16 protein-coding genes are annotated in these 25091 nt (G+C 40.9%); 9 read left to right on the top strand and 7 right to left on the bottom strand.

The window, feature by feature from the left end:
• Positions 1 to 2: 2 nt before the first annotated feature.
• Positions 3 to 1778 (top strand): RagB/SusD family nutrient uptake outer membrane protein, encoded by a 1776-nt coding sequence (locus AC570I_RS05650; RefSeq protein ID WP_497404722.1) that lies wholly within the window; start codon positions 3 to 5, stop codon positions 1776 to 1778.
• A gap of 87 nt (positions 1779 to 1865) precedes the next feature.
• Here AC570I_RS05650 and AC570I_RS05645 read toward each other — a convergent pair whose 3' ends face one another.
• The 4 genes from AC570I_RS05645 to AC570I_RS05630 are packed head-to-tail and all read right to left on the bottom strand — an operon-like array spanning position 1866 to position 9833.
• Entirely contained in the window at positions 1866 to 3521 is a 1656-nt protein-coding gene (locus AC570I_RS05645) for an arylsulfatase (protein WP_497404721.1), read from the bottom strand.
• Positions 3522 to 3538: 17 nt separating this feature from the next.
• Positions 3539 to 5194 carry an arylsulfatase gene (locus AC570I_RS05640; RefSeq protein WP_497404720.1) on the bottom strand — a complete coding sequence of 552 codons (1656 nt, stop codon included), beginning with the start codon at positions 5192 to 5194 and terminating at the stop codon, positions 3539 to 3541.
• Between the two features lie 23 nt (positions 5195 to 5217).
• Complete coding sequence (locus tag AC570I_RS05635; RefSeq protein ID WP_497404719.1) at positions 5218 to 6696, bottom strand: RagB/SusD family nutrient uptake outer membrane protein; 1479 nt, start codon at positions 6694 to 6696, stop codon at positions 5218 to 5220.
• A gap of 11 nt (positions 6697 to 6707) precedes the next feature.
• Positions 6708 to 9833, bottom strand: coding sequence for a SusC/RagA family TonB-linked outer membrane protein (locus tag AC570I_RS05630; RefSeq protein ID WP_497404718.1), 3126 nt, complete (start codon positions 9831 to 9833; stop codon positions 6708 to 6710).
• Between the two features lie 624 nt (positions 9834 to 10457).
• On the opposite strand from AC570I_RS05630, the gene AC570I_RS05625 reads away from it, so the two are divergent.
• The 6 genes from AC570I_RS05625 (at position 10458) to porN (ending at position 17133) form a co-directional block, all read left to right on the top strand.
• Positions 10458 to 11435, top strand: coding sequence for a DUF4271 domain-containing protein (locus AC570I_RS05625; RefSeq protein WP_497404717.1), 978 nt, complete (start codon positions 10458 to 10460; stop codon positions 11433 to 11435).
• 14 nt (positions 11436 to 11449) lie between these two features.
• Positions 11450 to 12220, top strand: a complete 771-nt coding sequence (locus AC570I_RS05620; protein ID WP_047800226.1) for a uroporphyrinogen-III synthase — start codon at positions 11450 to 11452, stop codon at positions 12218 to 12220.
• 222 nt (positions 12221 to 12442) lie between these two features.
• On the top strand, positions 12443 to 13768 hold the full coding sequence (gene porK / locus AC570I_RS05615) for a T9SS ring complex lipoprotein PorK/GldK (protein ID WP_047800227.1): 1326 nt from the start codon (positions 12443 to 12445) through the stop codon (positions 13766 to 13768).
• A 46-nt stretch (positions 13769 to 13814) separates the two neighbouring features.
• On the top strand, positions 13815 to 14624 hold the full coding sequence (gene porL, locus AC570I_RS05610; protein WP_497404716.1) for a type IX secretion system motor protein PorL/GldL: 810 nt from the start codon (positions 13815 to 13817) through the stop codon (positions 14622 to 14624).
• Positions 14625 to 14664: 40 nt separating this feature from the next.
• A complete protein-coding gene (gene porM / locus AC570I_RS05605) occupies positions 14665 to 16200 on the top strand; it encodes a type IX secretion system motor protein PorM/GldM (RefSeq protein WP_497404715.1) in 1536 nt (511 codons plus the stop codon).
• A gap of 6 nt (positions 16201 to 16206) precedes the next feature.
• The gene (gene porN / locus AC570I_RS05600) at positions 16207 to 17133 is read left to right on the top strand and encodes a type IX secretion system ring subunit PorN/GldN (protein WP_497404714.1); all 927 of its coding nucleotides are present in this window, start codon (positions 16207 to 16209) and stop codon (positions 17131 to 17133) included.
• 93 nt (positions 17134 to 17226) lie between these two features.
• On the opposite strand, the gene uvrC is transcribed toward porN, so the two are convergent.
• The 3 genes from uvrC to porW all read right to left on the bottom strand — a co-directional run bounded on the left by uvrC (position 17227) and on the right by porW (position 24177).
• On the bottom strand, positions 17227 to 19032 hold the full coding sequence (gene uvrC, locus AC570I_RS05595; RefSeq protein WP_497404713.1) for an excinuclease ABC subunit UvrC: 1806 nt from the start codon (positions 19030 to 19032) through the stop codon (positions 17227 to 17229).
• 105 nt (positions 19033 to 19137) lie between these two features.
• Positions 19138 to 21357 carry a transglycosylase domain-containing protein gene (locus tag AC570I_RS05590; RefSeq protein ID WP_497404712.1) on the bottom strand — a complete coding sequence of 740 codons (2220 nt, stop codon included), beginning with the start codon at positions 21355 to 21357 and terminating at the stop codon, positions 19138 to 19140.
• Between the two features lie 99 nt (positions 21358 to 21456).
• Positions 21457 to 24177, bottom strand: coding sequence for a type IX secretion system periplasmic lipoprotein PorW/SprE (gene porW / locus AC570I_RS05585; protein WP_497405240.1), 2721 nt, complete (start codon positions 24175 to 24177; stop codon positions 21457 to 21459).
• 160 nt (positions 24178 to 24337) lie between these two features.
• Between porW and AC570I_RS05580 the strand changes: the two genes are divergently transcribed.
• Positions 24338 to 24565, top strand: coding sequence for an AtpZ/AtpI family protein (locus AC570I_RS05580; RefSeq protein ID WP_047800234.1), 228 nt, complete (start codon positions 24338 to 24340; stop codon positions 24563 to 24565).
• Between the two features lie 131 nt (positions 24566 to 24696).
• On the top strand, positions 24697 to 25086 hold the full coding sequence (locus AC570I_RS05575; RefSeq protein ID WP_497404711.1) for a hypothetical protein: 390 nt from the start codon (positions 24697 to 24699) through the stop codon (positions 25084 to 25086).
• Positions 25087 to 25091: the final 5 nt, after the last annotated feature.

Here is a 25091-nt window from a genome sequence, read left to right as displayed (position 1 = left end):
TCATGAAAAAAATAATACAGATATGCGTTGTTGCGTTGGTATTTTTAAGCAGCTGCAAAAAGAATTTATTAAATACGGTGCCGGATAATCAATTGTCTTCCAAAACGATGTGGACATCCGATGCATCGACCATAGAAGGCGTAAATGGTGTTTATGCCGCACTAAGGGGAGGAACGAAAAACGGAGAAGGTGATATGCTTTATGAATTATACAGTACTGACCGATACGGCTATACTGGACAGGCCTATTTTGCTACTGATCTTACCGCAGGAACTGCAACGCCAAGTTTGTCGCTGTTTAGCACCGCCTGGCAGGCATTATACGAAGGCATAGCAAGAGCAAACGATGCGATTAAGAATATCCCGCTTCAATCACCGTCTACGGCGGTAAAAAAAGCGCAGTATGTGGCAGAATGTAAGTTTTTAAGGGCATATTTCTATTACCGTTTAAATCAGGTTTTCCAGGGGGTTCCCATTTATCTTGAGCCTACGGAATACGATAAATTCAACAAAGCCCGCAGCACTACAGATGAAGTGTGGACAAGCATTATCACCGATCTTACCGATGCGATCAATGAGACTAATCTACCTGGTAAATATGCTGCAGGGTCTGGTGACTATGGACGTATAACTAAAGGAGCAGCCTATGCGTTACGTGGAAAAGTTTACATGTATCAGAAGAACTGGGCTGCTGCTATTGCAGATTTTCAGCAGCTACCAAGCTTAGGATTTGCTCTATATACAGGGGCGGGCGCAGACAGTTATAATCAGCTGTTCAAGCTGGCTAATGAGCAGTCGCCGGAAATGATTTTTTCGATGCAGAATATAGATCTTGCAGGTTATGGTTCGGATATCAGTTTTTATAACGGAACCAGGGCTGCAAATGGATCTTGCTGGAGTTACTACAATGCATCGCCCTACCTTGCGGATCTTTACGAGAATGTTGACGGCTCTAAATTTAACTGGGACACTGTCATTCCCGGATATTCCGCATTAACACCGGCACAGCGTGAAGTCTATTTTATTCGTGACGGTGCAACAGCTGCGGAATTAACGGCTGCTGCTACGAGAGGCGCACAGGTGTCGCTATATCTGCCAGCTGGAAACGAAGCCAGGATACTCAGGGCATACGCCAGCCGGGATCCGCGAATGAACCAAAGTTTAATTACCCCTTACAGTACATTTTTCGGTCCGAATACCGTAGCTAAGTACTGGCGCTGGCCATATCGGGCAGAAACGGCACCTTCGTTCGATATCAGGGCAGACAATACAGTTGGTTTTTATTACTACCGGAAATTTGTGGAAACAGGTACCGCTGAGACATGGGTGAGGACCCAAACGCCGGTTGATTTTCCGATTATTCGCTATGCTGATGTGTTGCTGAATTGGGCCGAGAGCGCGAACGAAGTATCAGGAGTAACACAATCAACGGTAGATTTGGTTAATTTAGTGAGGTCCAGAGCAGGAGTTGCTTTATTACAGATTACCAATGCTGCATTGCCTACTTATGTGAGTTCGCAGGCCGACCTTCGTGAACGGATCAGAAATGAGCGGAGGATTGAATTTGTAAATGAAGGTATTAACTATTTCGACGAATTACGTTGGGGTACCTGGCTGACCAATAAATTCAAAGCGAATAACGGCGCCTTATATCCATGGGGAAAACCCTATGTTACTTATGTTAAGCAAGGCGATTACATAACAGCCTGGCCAACACCTAACTCTGTTGTGCAGATTACTGGCGGCAACGTAAAGCCCTCTCCTGGCTGGATATATTAGGTGCCAGAAAAAACACTCAGGTTATTTTACAAAAAAAGCAACAAGGAATCTCCCTGTTGCTTTTTTTTTATACTTCATCTGCCAAATTTAGAATCCGAAGCCGCTGGGGCCAACAGGATCCTGAATTTTACTTTTCCTGAAGTCCTTCATCGATTGCGGTTCCTTATCTTCAAGCGTGCTGAAATCTACTACGCCGGTTTTCTTTGCCCAATTAAAATATTTAACAGATAACTGACTAACCAGCTCATGGTTTTTCGCTGCGAGATTTTGAGTTTCACCTCTATCATTCTCCAGGTTGTATAACTCCCAACTGTAGCTTGGCCAATGTGATACCAGTTTCCATTTACCAGATCTTACTGCCCTGTTTCCTGCCCTTTCCCAAAACAAAGGCTCGTTTCGCTGAACGGTATCTTGTTTGCTAAATAAAACGGGCAATAAACTCTTACCCGGAAGCGCGTTTGGTATTGTCTGATTAAATTTTTTCGGATATGCGGCGCCTGATAGTTCGTAAAAGGTTGGTGCTAAGTCGATAATATGTCCTGTGCCTTTTTTGATTTGTCCGCCTTTAATTTTTGATGGAAACCAGGCAATGAACGGCGAGCTGATTCCACCCTCATACATATCATCTTTAAAGGCAAGAAAAGGAGTATTAGAAGCATAAGACCAGTTTTTGCTTTGCGATTCGTACGAGCCGATAGTACCTACAGGTCCAGTATTTCTGATGGCTCCGTTATGCCATTTTATCATCTCCTCTGCAGGAGCACCATTATCGGATATGAAGACGATCAGGGTGTTCTGATCAGCTCCGCTTTTTTTCAACTGTTCCAGTACCTTGCCAATTCCCTGGTCCATCCGATCCACCATTGCAGAGAAGACTTCCATCTTAGTGGCCCATTGATGGCGTTGATCGTAAGAAAGTCTACTCCAGTCGTAGATGTCATCATTTTTAACTGATGGAGTGGTGTTTTCAGCTACAATCCCCAGTTGCTTCTGTTTAGCAAAACGCGTTTTTCTTAATTCATCCCAACCTTTGTCATATTTGCCTTTGTATTTGGCGATATCTTCAGGCAGGGCATGTAAAGGCCAATGGGGCGCGGTGTAGGCTAAATAAAGAAAAAATGGTTTGTCTTTTTTGGCCTCTTCAGCAATGTAAGTTACTGCCTGTTCGGTTACCACATCTGTTTGATAAAACTTCCCTGCTTCCAAGGGGTAAGGTTTTCCATCCAGCATATAAGGCTGTTTTTTTCCACCATTAAAGTCTCCCTGATCGAAGTAACTGCCGTTATTGGCCATCAGACTTCTGTCGAAGCCGCGTTGCCAGGGGAAACTCTGATCTTTTCCAGAAACGTGCCATTTACCCGAAAGCAACGTGGTATATCCGTTATTTTTGAGTACTTCTGCCATGGTTAGCGATTCCTTATTCAGGTATCCCTGATAAGCCGGCAAACCCAGGTCATTGGCGAAATAACCTACACCAGCTTTGTGCTGATACTGCCCTGTAAGCAGAGATGCCCTCGTTGGAGCACAGATGGAATTGTTATAAAACTCTTTCAATCTGATGCCCTGATTCGCTAATTTATCCAGATTCGGGGTTTGAATCTCAGATCCATATTCCCCTATATCAGAATAGCCTAAATCATCAGCTAAAATAAGGATGATGTTTGGGTGCTTGTTTTGTTGTGCACGTGTATTGTGGGAATTGATCAGTATCAAAGCCAGCAATATTAAAAATGAATTCTTCATCGCTTTTAATTTATTGATTAATTTCTTCTTTCTCTCGCTGCTGAGGTTTGTGGTCTGCCAGGTTGAACAATTGCTTTGGGGCGGAGGATATTGTAATCTACAACGTCATTTTTATGAGCCCATTGGACATATTCCAACTTGAGTTTGTCTACAATTTCGGGGTGTTTTGCTGCAAGGTCATTATTTTCAGCCCTGTCTTTTTCAATATCGTACAGCTCATATTTGGCACCATTGGTGCCTATTGAAACGAGTTTCCATTTTCCATCACGAATGGCTTTGTTACCACCCCTTTCCCATGCCAGTGGTTCTTTTCTCTGGATTTCCTCAGCATTTCCGGTCAACAGCGGAAGCAGGCTCTGGCCGGCTAAGGGGTTTGTTTGTACACCATTAAATGTGGCTGGATATTTGGCTCCTGCCAGTTCGTAGAAAGTAGGTGCCAGATCGATGATGTGTCCGGTTCCTTTTTTGATTGTCCCTGCTTTAATTTTTGAAGGAAACCAGGCAATAAATGGGGCACTGATGCCACCTTCATAGGGCGTAGCTTTATAATTGCGGAGAGGCGAATTGCCGGTTTGTGACCAGTTGCTGTTTTGGGTTTCGTAAGAACCTGGGGCACCTACTGTTTCTGTAGTGCGCTGACTGTAAGGTCGCGTTCCGTTGCCACCCTGAGCGCCGTTATCTGAAATGAAAACGATCAGGGTATTGTCGTCTTTTTTAAGCTCTTTTAATTTGCTGCGGAGCTTGCCAATGCTCTGGTCTACATGATCGATCATGGCCGCGAAAACGGCCTGGCGAAGTGACCAGTATTGTTGTTCATCGTAGGTTAGTTTATCCCACGGCTTCACGTCCTGATCGTGTGAGGTAATTTTTTGATCCGCAGAAATGACACCCGCTTTAATGGCATTTTGATAACGTTGTTTACGGAGCGAATCCCAGCCAAGTTTGTAGGTGTCTTTGTACTTTTCAATGTCGGCTGGTAAGGCTTGTAGAGGCCAGTGGGGTGCGTTAAAAGCCAGATATAGGAAAAACGGTTTTTTATCTTTATCCTGCTCGGAAATGAAATTCAGCGCGTTATTGGTAATCTCATCTGTGAGGTATTTCCCCGGTTCCAGGTAAACCGGCTTGTTGTTTCTGACTAGTGGAACAGTTGGATTTTGCCGATCAGCAATTTCATAGTAATTGCTTGCACCACCGATGAAGCCAAAGAACTGATCAAAGCCACGTTGATTTGGCCACTGGTCTTTGTCGTCGCCAACATGCCATTTTCCCGACATTAACGTAGTATACCCGGCATTGTGCAACACCTCTGCAAGGGTCAAACTTTCTTTGTTGAGAAAGCCCTGGTAGGCTGGCAGACCGAGGTTAACGTTAAAATAGCCCACGCCAGCTTTATGTTGGTATTGACCCGTTAATACGGAGGCCCTGGTGGGGGCACATATCGAGTTGTTATAGAATTCCTTGAGTTTTAATCCGCCCTTTGCCAGTTCATTCAGGTTAGGAGTCTGGATTTCATTTGCACCATAAGGCCCGGTATCTGAAAAACCTAAATCATCTACGAGAATGAGAATGATATTTGGTTTCTTTTGTTGTGCAAAACCAGTTGACACCGTTAATCCGATTCCTGCGCTTAATATTGCCGCCCTGATGGCGGATTTACTGATTAATATCTTCATGTTTTATTTGCATTGAGGGTTAATTAATATCCCACCCAATCAGGGTGCTGTTTCAGTTTGGGGTTTAGGTTAATTTCCCTTAGCGGAGTAGGGAAGTGGGTGTGACGTTTAGCTGCGAGTGTTTTCCCTGCGGCCTTCAAAGTTGCGATATAATAATCAGCGCCGCGTCTAACCAGGTCAAACCAGCGTTGATATTCATAAACGAATTCTTTGCGGCGCTCCAGGAATACAGCGTCTCTAAAATCACTTTCGTTTAAAGCTGGTGAAATGTCGGCAAGTTTCGCAATACGTGCCCGTTGGCGAACGAGGTTGATAGCAGCATAAGCATCGGCATTTGGCCCATGATTGATTTCATTAGTGGCTTCTGCATAGATTAATAAAACCTCTGCATATCGGATAATTGGCGTGTTTTTAGACGACTGACTTTGATTGCCGATCACAGCGGGATCGTAATATTTATTAAACTGTGGCGCGAAGGTATATAGCTTGCCGTCTGTTGGGCTCACCAGTTGCGTTACAAAAGTCACTGCTTTTCGCGTATCTTCATTTGCATAGGTATTATAAAGTCCTCCTGCGGTGTGAAGTGCATCGGCGTAATCACCATTAATTCCAGGTACATCTGCCGAAGCTGATCTGCTTGCAAGGCTATTGCCCTGGTAGCCTGAATTACCCTGAAACTGTGCTGAAAAGATGTGTTCCTTTCCGTTTTTCGTAGCTACATTGAATACATCAGCAAAATTATCGAAGAGGCTATACCATTTGCTATCAATCACTTCTTTGCTTTTGGCAGCAGCATTTGACCAGTCTTTTTGCGTGAGATAGACTTTCGATAGCAGGCTTTTAGCGGAGCCCGCTGTTGCACGGCCAATATCCCTTGCTGTTTGTTGTAATGGATTGGGTAAGGATTCGGCGTCTTTTAAATCTTTAATGATTTGTGCGTAAACATCTGCTTCCGGTGATTTCGCGATATAAAGACTTTCAGGGCTTAAGCTCGTGGTTTCTTTTAGTATGAGCGGCACATCGCCAAACCACCGCACAAGATTAAAATAATGCAGTGCTCTCAAAAATTTTGCTTCATTAATCAGTTTCGCTCTTGATTGCTCACTAATCTGGCTGGCATCAATTAAAGCAATTTTTTCGATAGCAATGTTTGAAACGTTGATGGCGTCGTAACTTTGTTTCCATAGTTGTTCCATTCTGTCATTTGATGAATCGTGTGTGAGCCCTGAAATTGCCCGGACATGGGCATTTCTTGCCCGTGGTCCGGCTTCGTAGTCATCGGTAGCCATTTCAACTCCGATCTGGAGCAGGCTGTTGTAAAGGGACTGACCACTATCATATAATTTTCGGTAAGCGGCGGTAACAGCAGCGGTGGCTTGTGACTCATTTTGATAAAATTCGCTGGTTACCAATATCGATTCGGGCTTTTCATCAAGTTTGCTGCAACTCCATAACGTAAGCAAACCAATAGTGAAAACGTATAGTATATTATTCTTTCTCATATCTGATCAGGTTATAGTGTGATTTTTATTCCGGCGTAAATGGCTCTGGATACAGGGTAAATCCCTGAATCTGTTCCGGGAGAAACATTGCTTCCTGATGTAATTTCAGGATCAAATCCGGTGTATTTTGTCCATGTCAATAGATTCTGGCCACTTACGTAGAAATAGATGTTATTGATTTTAGCCTTTTGAGTAAAAGCTTTGGGCAAGGTGTAGCCTAGATTCACATTCTTTAATCTAAGAAAAGAACCGTCCTCAATAAACCGGTCTGAGAACACAGGCGCAGGATCCAGTTTTGCTCTTGGAATAGTTTGGCTTGGATTCGTGGGTGTCCATCGATCTAATGCCGATGCTGAAGCGTTCTGCTGTCCGGTGAACAGTTCCAGTGTTTGCTTATTGGCATTCAGGATCTGGTTGCCATAAGCACCCTGGATAAATATTGACAAATCGATACCCCTCCACTCAAAGGTGTTGGTTAAACCGAAGATGAAATCTGGTTGGGCGTTGCCAATAATGGTTCTGTCTAATGCCGTAGTGAAAGTACCATCGCCATTTAAATCTTTATATATTCTGACACCAGCCTTAGGAACGGCGCTTCCGGTGTATTTACCTTTGGCAGCTTCTTCACCCGTTTGCAGAATTCCATCGGTGACTGTTCCATAGAAACTTCCCAATGGCTCACCAACGCGTATAATGTAGTTGCCAGTGATATAGGATGTTGCGCCATTACCAATGGTTAATACCTTATTCCTATTTACAGAAAAGTTTACATTTGTGTTCCAGGTAAAGCCATCAGTTAAATTTCTGGTGTTCAATCCAATTTCAAAACCTTTATTACTTACTGATCCGAAATTCTGTAAAACGGAAGCCTGTCCGGTAGTCCAGGGCAGTTCTACATTCAGTAATAAATCAGTTGTTTTTTTGTAATAGGCATCCAGTGTGAGTTGGATACGGTTGTTGAACAGGCCAATGTCTAAGCCTGTATTGTATTGGTAGGTTGTTTCCCAGCTTAACTGATCATTGGCAATTCGAGTGGGTGCGAAACCGGTAAGAATATTTCCGCCAATGATGTAGGTATAAGTTCCCAAAGTAGCCAGCGACTGATATTCGCCAATTTCAAGGTTTCCTGTTGTACCAAAGCTGGCGCGGAGTTTTACATCGCTGAAAGTTTTAAGCAAAGGCTGGAAGAATTTTTCGTTGCTTAACTTCCATGATAAGGCTGCGGAAGGAAAGTAACCCCATTTATTGCCCGCACCGAATCTGGATGAACCATCAGCACGTAAACTGGCCGTTACAAAGTATCTGCGATCGTAGTTGTAATTTATACGGCCCAGGTAGGAATGAAGAATCCACTGTGAGGCGTCTGAAGCCGGGCGTACAAGGGTTGATCCACTTTGCAACGAATTATAGCTCAGGTCGTCGAGTATAAAGTTTTGTGCCCCTGCGTTGAATTCTTCAATCCGATATTCCTGTTGTGTAAAGCCTGCCAATAAACCAAAGTCGTTTTTGCCAATGGTTTTATTGTAAGTGATCGTATTTTCATTTAGCCACGAGTACGAGTTTAAAGCACCTCTGGCGGCTGTTCCATTTGTCAGGCTACCTTCGTAAATTGTAGCCGGGATATAACTTTTTTCAATGCCATTATTTATGTCAGTACCAAATAATACTTTCACGTTTAGTCCTGGGATGATGGTGTATTCTGCGAAGGCCGTCCCCAGTAAGCGGTTGGCAGTTGATTTATTAACCTGTTCATTAAGGGAAGCAATGGGGTTTGCGAAAATGTTTTCGAACGGGTTTCTGAGTGTGTAAGTCCCGTTAGGCTGATAAACGCTTGCAGTTGCAGGCATGGTGAGTAAGCCACTAATGATACCAGAAGGAGACAGGTTCGCATCAGATTTATTGAAATTCAGGCTGGCGCTAATTTTCAATTTTTCGAATGGATTGGCATCAACATTCGCTCTAAAACTCAGTCTGCTAAAATCCGTATTCTTAACAATCCCATCCTGGCTGAAGTAATTTGCCGAAAGGAGATATCTGGTTTTTGAATTTCCTCCACTTACGGAAAGGTTGTGGTTTTGGGTATTTGCAGATCTGAACGCCTCATCCTGCCAATCGGTACCTGCGCCGAGATTATTAATCTGCGCCTCACTCAGGTACTGAAAACGACCGTTTGCAGGCGTTGCATCATATAAGGCGTCGTTGCGCAGGATGGCAAAGTCGCGGGCGTTTAATAAATCAATTTTCTTGCGTAGCGACTGCACACCTACACTGCCTTCGTAGTTGATTGCGGCACGATCTGCCTTGCCTTTTTTTGTAGTTACGATCACAACGCCGTTTGCCCCGCGGGATCCATAAATGGCAGTTGCAGATGCGTCTTTTAAAATATCAATGGTTTCGATATCTGCTGGATTAATGCTGGACAATGGATTGATTAACGTGCCGCTAACTACGCCAGACGTGGTTGGACTATTATAGACCGGGAATCCATCGATCACATACAGCGGTTCATTTCCTCCCTGAATTGAGCTTCCTCCCCTGATTCGAATACTTACGCCGCCTCCCGGCTGACCTGAAGTTTGTGTAACATGTACGCCTGCTGCGGCACCTTTCAGCGCCTGATCCAGTGACGATACCGGCTGCTTTAATGCTGTTTGTGAAATCGTTGAAATTGATCCGGTTAAGTCGCTCTTTTTTTGAGTACCATAGCCCACTACAACCAGGTCGTTGAGATTATTGGCGGTTTCTTCCAATTCGATATCAAGATGTTTACCTGTTGCTATGACCTCGGTTTTTTTATATCCAATGTAGCTTACCAATAAGGTATAGGGGAATTTCTGCCCGGTTACAAAGTTGAATCTACCCTGGTCATCTGTTACTACTTCGTGTGTGGTGCCCTGAATGTGTACAATTGCGCCCGGAATAGGCTGTTTGTCTTTCGCATCCAGTACCCGCCCGGTGAGGGTTGAATTGACCAGAGGCTGGGTTTTGATTTGTGCCTGGGCATACACGACGCACAGGCTAAAAGCCATTGCGGCAAGCATTGGCTTTTTGATTTCTTTAAATCTGTACCTCAGTTTGTTGAAACTATTTCGCAGCACAGATTGAAAGGTCATCCCGACCTTTTCATTTATTTGCATATCTTTAATGGGTTTATTTTGTCAGTTGGAACAGGCGCCAACGCCAATTGATAGCCTGTTTCATTAATTTGAACCTGGGAGGGATGCATTGCATTCCTCTCCTTTTTATGTTAAGTTATTTCTGGTTAATTTCCTCCTCTCTTATTTATCGCCAACTTCTTAAAGCCAGGCAATTGAATGCTATTGATCACTATTTTGTTGTTTCTCTCAAGGAGTAAACAGGGCTATGCCAGGTAATGATATATCTCTTTTCAAGATTTAAAGTTTACAGGTGTTTTCAAATAGTCGAATTGATATTTGCTTATTCCAGTACAAAGACTGGGCTATCGTATATTTTTCAACAACAACACATGTTTGCCATTCGCATAGAAAATTCTAAATTTTTTACGGAATCAGGGGGGATGATGGCACCGTGAACTGACATGGTCTATTGTTTTCTTTTCGCTTATTCCGGGCAAATTTAAAAATAAAACTTACAACTGCAATTATATCTATAGAATTAGTAGATATAATTTTAACGCTGCATTTAGTTTCCAGTTTTTTAGGTACTCTGAAATCTGTTTATTTATTTAGGTAAACAATGATTAATGCTATACTTTTGCATTTTGAGCTATCGTTTAAAGCATGTCGAAATTTTTTTACCTTTTGTTTGCCTTTCTTTTGTCTGCAAGTGTTTTAGCAGCTCAGGAACCCGTTATTGGCTTAGATTCGGTTGCGGCGGTAAAATATCGGTATAAAAGATATAGGGTGGATTCAGCTACAGAAGCACGTCAGGTTTTTGTTACTGATTCTTTGATGAGACATACCTGGGTGTTGCCTGACAGCTTGATTAACAAGGGTGCTCTACTTGATACACTTCAGAAAGAATACATTTATCCTAAACTTGATTTACTTGCCTGGCAACACCAATACCAGCACTTAAAGAAAAAAGCAAATCCTTACCAGCTGGGTACCCGTATAAGAAAGGGGAATGTAGGGTTGTTGGGTTTTGTATTTCTAATGCTGATTATTTTTGCGATCCTGAAGTATGCATTTTCGAAGCAGCTATATGCCATTGTCCAATCTTTCTTTAGCAACCGGATATTAAATAACATTAATAAAGAAGACAACCTGTTTAGCTCCTGGCCGTTTTTGTTGCTTTTTGTGCAATTTGGTTTTGTGTTCGGAATGTTCTTCTTTCTGGTTGCGCAGTGGAAAGATATGTATCAGGCAAAAGACGGATTTAAGTTTTTCTTTACCATCTCTGTTACTATAATTGTTTTTTATGCCCTTAAGATGTTGGTATTGAGGTTTTTGGGTTTTCTGTTCAATGTTCAAAAACCAGTAGGTGAATACATCTCCATATTGTATTTGAGTTATTTTAATGCTTCACTTTTGTTTATTCCCCTTGTAGTGTCGTTTGCATTATCCCCACTTAAATATGGTGAAGCATATATTGTGTTGGCATTCTTATTGTTAGGACTGATTTTTGCTATACAATTATTGCGGGCGGGAGTGACGATACTTTCAAATAATAAGTTTTCAAAAATGCATTTAATTTTGTACTTTTGCGCCCTCGAAATATGTCCTATTTTAATACTAATTAAAACTATAGGATTGTAGCAGGAAAAAGGAAAATGCAAGAAAAGAACGACTCTAGAATTCGCAAAGTGAAAAGTATTTTGGTTACATTACCAAAACCTGAAACAGAAAAATCTCCTTACTACGATTTGGCTAAAAAACACAACTTAAAGGTTGATTTCAGGTCATTTATCCATGTTGAAGGGGTGCCGGCAAGGGACTTCAGGAAAGATAAGATTAACCTTGCTGATTTCACAGCGGTTATTTTTACCAGCCGCAACGCTGCGGATCATTTCTTCAGAATCTGCGAAGAAATGCGTTATGAAGTACCAGCTGAGCTGAAGTATTTTTGTCTGTCTGAAACTATCGCGTTGTATTTACAGAAATATATACAATACCGTAAACGCAAAATCTTTTTTGGAAAGCAAACAGCGGCCGACCTTGCGGAAGTGTTAAAAAAACATGCAAGCGAAAAATTCTTGTACCCATGTTCTGACGTAGCTACAGAAGATACGATGAAATTTCTGGAAAAAAGCGGATATGATTTTACACCGGCTGTATTGTTTAGAACGGTAGTGAGTGACTTGTCTGATCTTGCTGAAGTTTTTTACGATGTAATCGCTTTCTTTAGTCCTTCCAGTATTCAATCTTTATTTAAAAATTTCCCTGATTTTAAGCAGAATAATACCCGTATTGCGGCTTTTGGTGTGAATACCAGTAAGGCTTGTACGGACATGGATCTGATTGTAGATATTGCAGCACCAACCCCGGGTGTTCCCTCAATGACTATGGCTATTGAAAATTACATTAAAGTATCTAATAAATAATACATTAAATATTTTTTGTTAGTCAATACAATAAATGCGTAACTTTGCTGTTATTAGAGAGTTACGCATTTATTGTAACAAGAATATTAGGCTCCGTAGTTTTGATAAACCAACTTTCTTTGTTAAATAATACTATTTGGCGTAAAATATTTGCTTTTGTTGATAATTTCAGTGATTTTTGAGAAAATTGCTCCTAATCGTGCTTTGCACACCATAACGAATATGAAGAAAATTTACCTTCTAGCTATTGTAGGTATAACTGTATTGCTGGCAAGCTGTGGCCATGGAGGTCAGGGTGAGTTAGTAGGGTCTTATAACCGAAAATTTAAAAATAACAGAATTCCATTAGGAATGGTTTACATCCCACCGGGCCATACTCCGCTGGGAGGGGCAGACGAGGATATCACGTTTTCGCAGAACGGCCCGAGCAGAATGACAACAATCAGTGCATTCTTCATGGATCAGACGGAAATTTCAAATGCAGAATACCGCCAGTTTACAAACTGGGTACGTGACTCGATTGCAGTAACGATGATGGGGATGCCGCAGCAATTTACAGTTACGCCAAGAAACGGTTCTGCTACAGCTGTTGGTGGCGATAAGTATATCGACTGGAAAAAAGTGGGATACAACGGAGCAAACATTTGGCGTGCAAGAGGAAGAGGTGGCAATCAGGCGCAGCAAAGTCAGTTAGATGGCATGTATTACTCTGGTTTGGACGCCCTTCCAGGTAAAAAAGAATTTGACATCCGTAAATTTGTTTACACATATGCGGAGCTTAACATGGATAAGGCTGCAGCTGGTCATAAAGACCCCAATAGCAAACGTCAAGACTATATCGATCGCTTTACTATTGCCATCTATCCTGATACCATGGTTTGGAAAACCGATTATTCCTATTCGCAAAATGATCCGATGGTTCGCGGTTATTATAACCATCCCTCATATGATGATTATCCTGTTGTTGGTGTGAGCTGGGAACAAGCTAAAGCATTTTCACACTGGAGAACCAGACTTTACGACGGTGTTGCGGCATCAAGAAGATTGCCGGTAGGATCGAGGTCTGACTACAGACTGCCTGCTGAAACTGAGTTTGAATATGCTGCACGTGGTGGCAATACTAAAACCAAGTATCCATGGGGAGGACCATATATCAGAAATACGAAAGGCTGTTTACAAGCTAACTTTAAACCAGGACGCGGAGATTATTCGAGTGATGGGGGTATTTATACTGTAGGCGTAAGGTCTTACTTCCCGAATGACTATGGCTTGTATAACATGGCTGGAAACGTTGCCGAGTGGACTTTGACAGCTTATAACAAAAGTGCCTCGCCATTACTTCACGATTTAAACCCAAATTTTACTTATGATGCGGCCGCTGGCGATAGCAAATATAAAAAGCGAAAAGTGGTTAAAGGTGGTTCGTGGAAAGACACTGCTTACTTTTTACAAAATTCAGTTGGAACATATGAATACCAGGATACGCAAAGATCTTACATCGGATTCAGATGCGTTTCATCATACCCGGGCACAGATTTAAGAAATTAGAAACAAACCAAACAAGAACTAAAGACTAAAGAAAAACATCAATTTTATGGCAGCAAAAAAACAACCAAGCTGGTTACACGTAGCGATTTCATGGGGAGCAAGTATTGTAATTATCGGAGCGTTATTCAAAATCCTTCACATTGGAGGTATTGTGGGTAACTATATGATAGGTCTTGGTCTTGGCGTAGAGGCTTTCTTATTTTTCTTAACAGGATTTTTTCCACCAGAACCTGAACCAGCATGGGAAAAAGTATATCCTGAATTAAGAGAAGATTTTAAAGGTGAATTACCGGTTGCTTCTGCAAGACCTGTTGCAGCTGTTGCTTCCGCTTCAAATACAGCAGCTTTAGATAAAATGTTATCTGATGCGAAAATCGGCCCTGAATTAATTGAAAGCCTTGGTTCTGGTTTACGTACCTTTGGCGATAAAGTGAGTTCAATTTCAAATGTTGCTGACGCAGCTACTGCAACGAACGAATTTACAGGTAAAGTTAAAACTGCTTCTGCAGGTTTCGACAGCTTAAGTTCTTCTTTTGAAAAAGCTACTGCTAATCTGAAAGCTATGGGCGACAGCAATGTTGACACTCAGGCATACCACGATCAGGTAAATAATCTGGCTAAAAATCTTTCTGCTTTAAATGCAGTATATGAATTAGAGCTACAGGATTCAAGCGCGCACTTAAAATCAATGAATAAGTTCTATTCAAACTTATCACTTACCATGCAGAACTTTAATGAATCAATGGAAGATTCAAAACAGTTTAAAGAGGAAGTTAACAAGTTGGCTAAAAACTTATCATCACTTAATGCGATTTATGGTAACATGTTATCGGCTATGAATAGCCCACGTGTTTAATTATTTAGTTTTTAATTTTAAAAAGAAAGCTACATAACACATGGCAGGCGGAAAAGAAACAACAAGGCAGCGGATGATCAATATCATGTATTTGGTATTGTTGGCCATGCTTGCCTTAAACGTATCAGATACAATTTTAGATGCATTCAAAAATATCAACGATAGTTTGGATACTTCGAAAAACAACGTTAATACCAGTATTAATCAGTTATTTTCTGCTTTCGAAAATTCGAAACTGAAAGAAGAGCCTGCTCGTGCTCAACCTATTTACGAAAAGGCTACCAAAGCCAGAGCAGCGGCTGATGAACTGAATAATTACATTGAAAGCTTAAAGAAAGAATTTACACAAGCTGGTGATGGTATTGATGAGGAAACAGGAGATCTTGTAAACAGGTCTAATCAGGATATTGCTCAGAATATCATGATCAACCAAAAGAAGGCAGATGTTCTGAAAACTAAAATCAATGACACCCGTCAGAAATTAATCGCTTTACTTGATCCTCAGGATAGGGCAACTGTTGCCTTCTCGCTTGAAGCAAAGGATCCTGAAGGTGCGAGAAAAGGAAACTGGCAATCTACCTACTTTGGTGAAGGTGTTCCTTTAACTGCTGCAATGACCATTTTAACCAAATTGCAAACAGATACTAAGAATGCGGAGGCTGAGGTAATCAAAAAATTATTCGGTAACATGGATAAAGCTCAGGTTAACCTGGATCAGTTTGCTGCTGTTGCTGTTGCACCAACATCTTATGTAATTCAGGGACAACCGTACACAGCGGAAGTATTCCTGACAGCAAGTGACTCAAGATCCACTCCTGATATTTCAGTGAACGGAAACAAATTATCCATCAAAGAAGGAAAAGGTACCTATACTGGCGGTACCGGTTCTGTAGGTGAATTTACCTGGGTTGGAACAATCCGTGTTCGACAAACTGACGGTCAGGTAAAAGAATACAAAACTCAGCCCCAGAAATACCAGGTTGCTAAACCATCGGCAAGTGTATCATCAGACAAGATGAATGTAATTTATGCTGGTATTCCCAACCCATTTTCAGTTTCAGCTGCTGGTTTTCCTTTAGAAAGTGTGGTTGCAAGTGCATCTGGTGCTTCTCTCAGTAAATCTGGTGCGGGCAAATACAATGTTTTAGCAAGTGGTTCGCAAGTTGGCCAGGAGGTTTCCATCAATGTTACCGCTAACAGCGGAGGTAAGACGGTAAGTTTAGGTTCTCAAAAGTTTAGGGTAAAAGCTATTCCTGCTCCGATTGCAAAAGTTGGTGGCAGAATTGGAGGTGATGTTTCGTCGGTACAATTGAAGAGTGAATCTCAGATTGATGCAGATTTGGATGATTTTCCTTTTGATGTAAGCTTTAAGATATTAAGATATAAACTAACTGTAATTAAGCCGCGTTCGGAAGCTGTTACAATTCAGGGAAGTGGCGGTAGCTTTGCGGGTGCTGTTAAGAGCGCTATGAATGCCATTACTCCAGGATCGAAAGTATTTTTTGATGATATCGTCTCACAAGGACCTGATGGCCGTCAGAAGATTTTACCTTCGGTATCATTCAACGTTAAATAAAAAGAGATGAAAAGGATTTTAAGCATTGCAATTTTAACGGTATTAACAACAGCAGTCTTCGCACAGAAGAAGCCAACGAAGTTGGCGCCTAAAAAGCCTGCATCGACGGCTGTTGCACCTGTAGCAGAGACAAATACACCTGTTACATTGCCGGTTAATGCTTCAACAGTGAAGAAAAAATTGAAGGTTCCACCGAAAGATGGATTTTATGCCCGTAAGGATGTTGATAGTACAGAGATGGTTCCATTCGCAGACGTTCGCGAGGAGGATGTTTTCTATGCCAAGCGTATCTGGCGCGAAATCGATCTTCGTGACACTGTAAATTCGGTTTTGAAATCACCAAAGGGAAGATTTATTGACGTGTTGGTTGCTTCGATTAAAGCTGAAGAATTAACCGCTTATTCGCCGATTGATAGTGTTTTAAACGAAGATGATGCATTTCATTCTCCAATGAGCGCAGATTCTGCAGCTAAAGCGGCTTTAGGTACATCTGAAATATCGAATAACCAAACCGGAACGGTAACAACAGTGGTAAATGATTTTAATCCTGAATCGTTTCTGAAGTTTCGTATTAAAGAAGACTGGATTTTTGATACCAAAAGATCAATTTTTGAACCACGTATTGTGGGTATTGCTCCTTTAAAATATAACGAGTTATCAAAAACCTGGCAGCCGGTATTTTGGGTTTCTTACGATGAACTGAGACCAATCATTGCGCACAAAAGATTAATTAACACCAATAATGATGCTTCAAATCTAAGTTTCGACGATTTCTTTATCCGTCGCTTATTTGCAAGCTATATTGTAAAAGAATCAAATCCTGGTGACAACAAAATCAGAGATATTATCAGTGACCCTAAAGAGCGGTTATATGAATCAGAACGGATCAAAAAATCTGTCCTGGATTATGAACAGGGACTATGGGAATACTAAAACAAAAAAGCTTCGATGAAATCGAAGCTTTTTTGTTTTAAAAGGTTATCAGTTTGGAGGTAACGCACCATGTCCTTTCATTCGGTAAAACACTTATTCATTTTCCTTAAAGTATTCTAATAAAGTTACCGTCTGTTTTTTATTGAGAACTTCTGTCAGTTCTTTTTCTGTAGCTTCGCGAATTTTCTTAACCGATTTAAAGTGTTTTAGAAGTTTATCAGCGGTTGTTTTACCAATGCCTTCAATTTGTTCAAGCTCGGTCTTCAAAGTCCCCTGATCGCGTTTTTTACGGTGAAATGTGATGCCGAAACGGTGGGCCTCATCCCTTAGTTGCTGAATTACTTTTAAAGTCTCTGATTTTTTATCCAGGTATAAAGGAAATGAATCGCCAGGATAGAATAGTTCCTCCAGGCGCTTGGCAATACCAATAACCGTTACCTTTTTATCAATGCCTAAAATCTTCAGGCTTTTTAAGGCGGATGATAGCTGTCCTTTACCACCATCAATAATGATAAGTTGCGGTAGGGTCTGTTCTTCATCCAGCATTCTTTTGTAGCGTCTGAAAACTGCCTCCTCCATTGTCGCGAAATCATTCGGCCCTTCCACAGTTTTGACGTTGAAATGCCGATAGTCCTTTTTTGAAGGTTTGGCATCTTTAAATACCACTATTGCTGATACCGGGTACTTTCCCTGAAAGTTGGAGTTATCAAAGCATTCGATGTGTTTAGGCAATTGGGTCAAACGTAAATCCTTCTGCATGGTTGTCAGTATGCGGTCCGTTCTCAGATCAGGATTTAGTTTCTCGTACTGATTCAGTTTTTCTTTCTTGAAAAACAATACATTTTTTTGAGAGAGCTCCAGTAGTTTCTTTTTCTCACCCAGTTTAGGTACCGTAAATTTCAGGCGTTCATCTTCCAGTGAAAGTTCGAAGGGTACAATGATTTCCCTGGAAGTGCTGTTGAACTTAGTCCGGAACTCTAGCATAGCGGTGATTAAAAGCTCATCGTCGCTCTCGTCAAGTTGCTTTTTAATTTCAATGGTTTGTGTCTGGATGATTGTGCCGTTCATCACTTTCAAATAGTTCACAAAAGCATACCTTTCATCAGAAGCTATACTCACCACGTCGACGTTGGTAATTGCACTGTTTACAACAGTGGATTTGCTCTGATATTTTTCAAGCACTTCCAGGCGCCGGGCATACTGATGTGCCATTTCAAAATTAAGCTCTTCAGATGCTTTTTTAATCACGTTTTTTACTTCGCGGATTACATTTCCGATTTTACCGTTTAGGATTTCTTTTATCTCGCTAATGTTCTGATCGTAGTCTGTTTCACTTTGGTAGGCCTGGCATGGACCTTTACAGTTGCCAATCTGGTATTCTAAACATACCTTGAACTTGCCCTCCTCAATGTTCTTATCTGTTAAGGGGAGTGAACAGGTACGCAGGGGATAGGTTTCTTTAATCAGATCTAGGATGGTATGCATCATTCCTATTGAGCCGTAAGGACCGAAATAGGTCGAACCGTCTTTAATCACCTTTCTTGTCCAGTAGATTCTGGGGAAATTTTCGTTCTTAACGATAATCCATGGGTAAGTTTTATCGTCTTTTAAATTGATGTTAAATTTGGGCTGATGTTTTTTAATCAAACTATTTTCCAGCAGCCAGGCGTCAATTTCAGTATCTACGATGGTAAAGGTGATTTTCCTTATCCGTGAAACCAATACCCTTGTTTTTCCGTTGAACTGTTGTTTATCGGTATTAAAATATGAACCTACCCGATTGCGCAGATCTTTTGCTTTTCCGATATACATTAATTTACCATCAGCATCCCAGTATTGATATACACCAGGTTTATGGGGGATGGCGGTTAATGCGGTTTTGTGGTCGAAAATGCTCATTGATACAAAAATATGTTTATAAAAAAGAAATCTCTAACGATAAAGAAAGAGATTTAATTTTGTTTGAAAGTTTTTACCTTTCCTTAGCTATATCGGTGGTTAGGGTTAAAAGCCCAGTTTCTCATCCAGTTCGTTAGTACCTTCTTCCTGTTGCTGGTACTGGTTACAGTCATAGGTAATGTTAACGCCTGATTTTGGAGCTTCGAAATCAGCATGGCTGATTTTCAGGGCAGGGTTGGCATAAACGCGCTTGATAAACCCTGCAAAAATAGGCAAAGCAGTGTTTGCACCTTCACCCTGGTTGGTGCTGATGAAGTGAAATGCACGATCTTCACATCCTGTCCAGATTCCTGTTACCAGTTGCGGGGTAATGGCCATGAACCATCCATCCGAGTTATTTTGCGTGGTACCGGTTTTGCCTCCGATAGGAGCATTTACCTTGTATTTTCCGATAAGCCGGTAGCCGGTTCCACCAGTCACCACACCTTTAAGCATGCGGGTCATTACGTAAGCAACTTCCTCACTCATTACCGGTTTAGGGATTTCTTTTTGAGAGAAGAGCACCACACCATTTTTATCTTCAACCCGTAATAAATAAATAGGTTTGGTATATACACCCTTATTGGCGAAAGCACCATACGCGCCCACCATATTGTAAATGGATGAATCAAAAGTTCCCAGGCATATAGATGGGTATGGTGGTACATTGGGAATACCCATTTTTGTAGCCAAGTTTGATACCGCTACCGGCCCCACCTGTTTCATCAAATAGGCGGTTACAAAGTTTTGAGAATAGGCAAGTGCTTTTTGCAAGGTAATATTACCTGGAAGTGGTTTGCCAGAATTCCGGGGTGTCCATGGGTCGCCGAAACCTTCGATGGTAACAGGCGTATTGTTTACTGAATAGCAGGGTGAGTAACCATTTTCTATAGCGACGGTATAGGTAAATGGTTTAGCAGTAGAGCCTACTTGTCTGGTTCCCATTTTTACCTGATCGTATTTAAAATGTTCATAGTTAATTCCACCTACCCATGCCTTTACATGGCCATTGGTTGGATCCATAGACATCATGGCATTACGCAACAGCATTTTATAATAACGAACAGAGTCGATTGGTTTCATTACCGTATCAATATTTCCCTTCCAGGTGAAAATGGTCATGTCGGTTTTGGTATTGAAATCTTCAGTAATCTCATCATCCGATTTGCCTTCCAGTTTCAAGGATTTATAGCGGTCAGAACGTTTAATACCTTGTTCGATCTGTAAAGTTTTGTCTTTATAAGGGTTTCTGCCTTTCCAGCTACTGATAAATTGCGCCTGTAAAATTTTCATATACTCTTTTTGCGCTTCTTCAGCATAAAGCTGCATATCATAATTCAGGGTAGTATAGATTTTCAGTCCGTCACGGTCCAGGTCGTACGGTGTTCCATCAGGCTTATTAATTCCCTGATCCTGAAAAATGGCTTTAATATCGTTTTTCAGTACCGAACGAAAGTATGGTGCAATTCCATCATTTACAGTAGCTGCATTGAAATGCAGATCGAGCGGTTTTTCTTTTTGCTCATCGAACTCCTGCTGGGTTAATAGCTCTGATTTCACCATCATAGCCATAACGGTATTTCTGCGGTTTCTGGAGCGCTCAGGGTGACGGGTGGGCGAGTACATGGTAATTCCCTTTTGCATCCCTACCAAAGTTGCCGCCTGCGTTAATGTAAGTTTATCCGGGCTAGTATTAAAGTATACCCGCGCGGCAGATTTAATCCCATAGGCCTGATTACCGAAATCAACGGTATTTAGATACATGGTGATGATTTCTTCCTTCGTGTAGTTTCGCTCCAGCTTAACTGCCACAATCCATTCTTTGAATTTGGTTAGTACCAGTGAGAAAAAGTTCAGGTTAGATTCTCGTGGAAACAAATTTTTGGCCAGTTGTTGTGTGATGGTACTGGCACCTTGTTTTTTTCCAATTAAATTATATCCAATGATGGTGAAAGTACGTTTAAAGTCGATTCCCGAGTGTTCTTTAAAACGCGTGTCTTCCGTGGCAATTAAACCGTTAATTACGTTTGGTGAGATTTCTTTGTAAGTAACATTCGAACGGTTTTGAACGAAATAAGTTCCGAGGGTACGCCCGTCTTCAGCAATAATTTCTGATGCCTGGTTGCTTTTTGGGTGTTCGATATCCCTGAATGAGGGCAAAGCTCCAAACAATCCGAAGCCTATCATAGAGATGAAAATTGCAAAGATGCCTATCCCACCGATTAATACTTTCCAGATCACTAAACTATATCTTTTTATTTCCTGTGCAGAAAGGGCTTTGTTCATTTTGTGTGTTGTTGTTAAAAAATATGCCTCAATAAAAACAGATTGAGGGGCAAATTTATCAATTTTTAAGAAAGGAAACGGCTGAAGGCGTTTACTATCTTATTTAAAATTGTCTTTTAGAAAATCTAAGTACTCGTTAATACGAGCTCTTGAATTTAACTTTTCAAAATTCTCCTTGCTGATGATGAAGCCTTTATAAAGGTTTGCCGGCACTTTCATAATGTTTTTCAACTGGCCTGTAATGCTCGATTCATAAAGTCTGGCATCATCAAGGTCGATGAAACTGGTCACGTAAATCAGCTGATCGTTGTCCAGCTCTATCAATTTATGCGCCAAATCATTGTCAGGATAGTTTCCCCGGTTAAACTGGCCAATGCCAAAACGGGATGAACTTAATGTCAATGTTGCATCCGCAACATCAATAACGTAATAATACTCATCAGATTTTGCAGCACTGAAAACGCTTGCAGGCTTTACAGGATCGAGAGGTTTGACTTCGGCAATTCTCTCTACGGGTTTGGTAACCGGTTCAGCAGCTTTCTCCGCTTCTGCCAATTTGTTTTCAGCAATAAGAGGTTTTGCCGGAGCAATAGCTGGTGCCTGATTAACAAAACGTGGCTCATTTGAATCAAAATCAACCAGCGCTACCGGGCGTTGTTTAAACTCTTCCATGTTTGCCTCAATATATTTCAGGTGATCACGAACAAGCGGCGTAATGACCATATCATTCGGGTAGGTTGAAGTGATGTGATTAAACTCGGTTAACAGTGCGTCTACTTTTGAAGTTCGCCCTATGGCAATCGCTTTTAGGTAGGCGTACTGTGGTGCAAAATCATTATCAGGAAATGCTGAGATATTTTCACCTGCCTGCTTAATTACACTTGGATAGTCTTTCTTCGCGTATGCGTCAAAAGTAAGGTTGTAATTATTGATAGCCATGTTTTCCATCTGGCTTTGTTTAGCGGAGTAAGAGGGATCCAGAATGGTTTTTGCAAAGCTTGATTCAGGAAATCTGGTTAATACCATCTGGCGGTATTCATTAGATTTGTTTTGGTCTACCCCCTGGTAATTCAGGTACAAACTATAAAAGATGGCAACAAGGTGATTATTATTGGGGTATCTTCTTAATAATTCCTGATAGGTTTTATTGGCTTCTTCTTTGTCATTTAACTCCTGTTGGTAAAAACTGGCGATTTCGAAGTAAGCATCAATAATTTTCTGATCCGAAGCAGCAAGTAGTGCTGGTGTAACCGGCAATCCGTCCAGATATTGCTTTTCTAGAGATGTTTGTCCATCTGTACTTTGCGCATCAGTACCATTTGCCGGAATAATAGTATTGGCAACTTTACCTCCAGACATTACCTGATTGTTTTCCTGGGCAGACGACCGCTGACTTTGGCGCCAGTTATCTTCCAGCTGTCTGTTTCCCCAACGTTTCTTAAAATCAGCGAAGCCAGAGCTTATCGCTGCATTGTTATTGAAATAGAAAGTACTCCCTGCTGATGGTGTTGATGGATTGAGTGCTTGATTTGGAAAAGAAGGGTTGTTGATGGATTGGCTGCCTGTACCGGTTATGTCTGTTACTTCAACTTTAGGCGTAAGGTATGCTTTTACACGAGCAGTACGTTCACCTTCAGGTAGTCTGGCAATAAACTGAGCCGTATCCTCTTTTGCGATAATTGTAAATCGATCGGTTAAGTACTGCAGGTTTTCAGCCTTCTTTACAATGTTGTCGTAGTCCTGGAAGTTTTTCGGAAGAATGGCTACGGCACTGTCGTAATATAATTTTGCTTTTACATAATTCTTAAACTCCCTGAAATTCAAATCAGCGATTCTTAAATAGGAGAGTGCTTTCTGATTTTGGTTTCTAGCGCTTTTCTCTACAGACTTCTTATAATTTTCCTGAGCTTTAACGAAATTGTTTTCTTTTGCAAACAGCTCACCTACCTGGTAGTAAATCTGATCAGTATAATCGAAGTTTTTATCATCTTTTAACAATGCCAGAAGTGCCTTTTCCTCATTAACTTTATAACCGCTAATCAATGCCCTTAGCTTGATTCGTTGTAAGTTAGCATGAAAGTACATTTCAAAAGGCGCATTACTGTTTTCAACTTTGGTATAATTGATGAATGCGTTTTGCAGGTCGTTATCGTTTTCCTGAAGTTGTGCCAGTATATATTGCCAGCGAATACGCAATTGTTTTTCATCAGCTAATCTGATCGCACTTTGCAATAACAGCATCGCTTCTTTATATCGTTTCTGATAAATGCGCATCTGGGCAGCTGTTGCAAGGGGCTCTGCAAGGTCTTTTTTCAGCTCATCAGATGCACGCAACATGGTATCAATAATTTTCTCAGCAAAAACCATGTTGTTCAGCTCCATCTGACTACGAGCCTTCCAGTTCATGGCCATGATGAACGTTTTCAGATTGGTTTTGTACGTTCTTGCTGTATAATCAAAGTATTCTGAAGCAATGAAATAGTTTCCTTTCAAATAGTTCGCTTTACCAAGCAGCATATAGGCGTCGTCGATATAATTGCTGAAACTTTTCTCATTAATGATATACTGGCCTTTGGAAATGACTTCGTCTAATTGTTTGTTTGGTGCACCTGATGTTAACACCAGATTTACCAGTGGTTCGGGATCGAGATACACAGGTAAAAACTTTTCATAATTATCTGTGTAGCTTTGCAATAGCCCCTCATTATATTCTGAAAGGAGCACATTAGCGTTGTATATATAATTATATCTTGCCGTCAGGTTTTGAAATCTACGGTCGAAGCCTGTATCTTTATTTGCCACACAGCCAAAAATAAACAATAGGCCTACGCATAAAATGAATGGAGTGAAAGCTTTGTTGATGTTTTTCAAGTATGATAATCGCGTTAGTGGATATTCAATAAACAAAATTCTGATAAAAATATTTTATCAGGCATCAAATTTTAATTATTCAAAGTTAATTTAATTATTGCATTAATAAATGGAAAATCCTAAAGAAGAAGATACAAAGAATAAAGTAAATGCGGCTGCAAAATATTCAGCCATAGGCTTTCAAATGGTGGCCACTATTGGCTTATTGACTTTTATCGGATATAAAATTGATGAGAGAAGAAATAGCGAGACAAAACTGATTACTGCGGCTTTTGCGCTGCTTGGTGTTGGCATTGCCTTGTACCAAGTGATCAGGCAGGTAACCAGACAAAAATAACCTCTATAAAGTTTTTCTGCTACCTTTCCATTGGAGGTCAGCATTTTAATTATCAAAAATTTGCAGCATTTGGGAATTAAAATCAGATTAAAAGTTATCTTTGCAAAAGTTTTAATAAAGAAATTATTTAGTTGAATCTAGCCAAATTTACAAGCCTGTATTTAATTTTGATTGGTATCTCGGTAGCTTTTGTAGCTACGTTACCTGCATTATTCCCGAATACTTTTTTATTTGTTTCAGATTTCTGGTTGATTTTTGGTTTCATGGCAGTAATCACCTATTTGGCTTATGTGCTGGTTAATATAGGGCTGAAACGTAACCCCCAGGCTGGTGTAATGGCAATAATGGGATCGATTGGAGTGAAGATGATTTTTTGTATGGCTTTTGTGTTGATTTACAGTATAAAAGCTAAGGGAGATGGGCTTCTTTTTATACTAAATTTTTTTTCTGTTTATTTATTGTTTACCGTCTTTGAAATGTACTGTTTGTTGCGTAACTTGCGCCACCAAAATTTAAAGTAAAAAAC

This window comes from Pedobacter sp. A2324 (assembly GCF_059693705.1).
The sequence above is the reverse complement of the archived record's forward strand: the minus strand, read 5'-3'. Positions and strand labels throughout refer to the sequence as shown.

What these genes read in the sequence shown, in the direction of transcription:
- AC570I_RS05650 (WP_497404722.1), top strand. Translation starts at nt 3, where the DNA reads ATGAAAAAAATAATACAGATATGCGTTGTTGCGTTGGTATTTTTAAGC.
- AC570I_RS05645 (WP_497404721.1), bottom strand. Translation starts at nt 3,521, where the DNA reads ATGAAGAATTCATTTTTAATATTGCTGGCTTTGATACTGATCAATTCC.
- AC570I_RS05640 (WP_497404720.1), bottom strand. Translation starts at nt 5,194, where the DNA reads ATGAAGATATTAATCAGTAAATCCGCCATCAGGGCGGCAATATTAAGC.
- AC570I_RS05635 (WP_497404719.1), bottom strand. Translation starts at nt 6,696, where the DNA reads ATGAGAAAGAATAATATACTATACGTTTTCACTATTGGTTTGCTTACG.
- AC570I_RS05630 (WP_497404718.1), bottom strand. Translation starts at nt 9,833, where the DNA reads ATGCAAATAAATGAAAAGGTCGGGATGACCTTTCAATCTGTGCTGCGA.
- AC570I_RS05625 (WP_497404717.1), top strand. Translation starts at nt 10,458, where the DNA reads ATGTCGAAATTTTTTTACCTTTTGTTTGCCTTTCTTTTGTCTGCAAGT.
- AC570I_RS05620 (WP_047800226.1), top strand. Translation starts at nt 11,450, where the DNA reads ATGCAAGAAAAGAACGACTCTAGAATTCGCAAAGTGAAAAGTATTTTG.
- porK (WP_047800227.1), top strand. Translation starts at nt 12,443, where the DNA reads ATGAAGAAAATTTACCTTCTAGCTATTGTAGGTATAACTGTATTGCTG.
- porL (WP_497404716.1), top strand. Translation starts at nt 13,815, where the DNA reads ATGGCAGCAAAAAAACAACCAAGCTGGTTACACGTAGCGATTTCATGG.
- porM (WP_497404715.1), top strand. Translation starts at nt 14,665, where the DNA reads ATGGCAGGCGGAAAAGAAACAACAAGGCAGCGGATGATCAATATCATG.
- porN (WP_497404714.1), top strand. Translation starts at nt 16,207, where the DNA reads ATGAAAAGGATTTTAAGCATTGCAATTTTAACGGTATTAACAACAGCA.
- uvrC (WP_497404713.1), bottom strand. Translation starts at nt 19,032, where the DNA reads ATGAGCATTTTCGACCACAAAACCGCATTAACCGCCATCCCCCATAAA.
- AC570I_RS05590 (WP_497404712.1), bottom strand. Translation starts at nt 21,357, where the DNA reads ATGAACAAAGCCCTTTCTGCACAGGAAATAAAAAGATATAGTTTAGTG.
- AC570I_RS05580 (WP_047800234.1), top strand. Translation starts at nt 24,338, where the DNA reads ATGGAAAATCCTAAAGAAGAAGATACAAAGAATAAAGTAAATGCGGCT.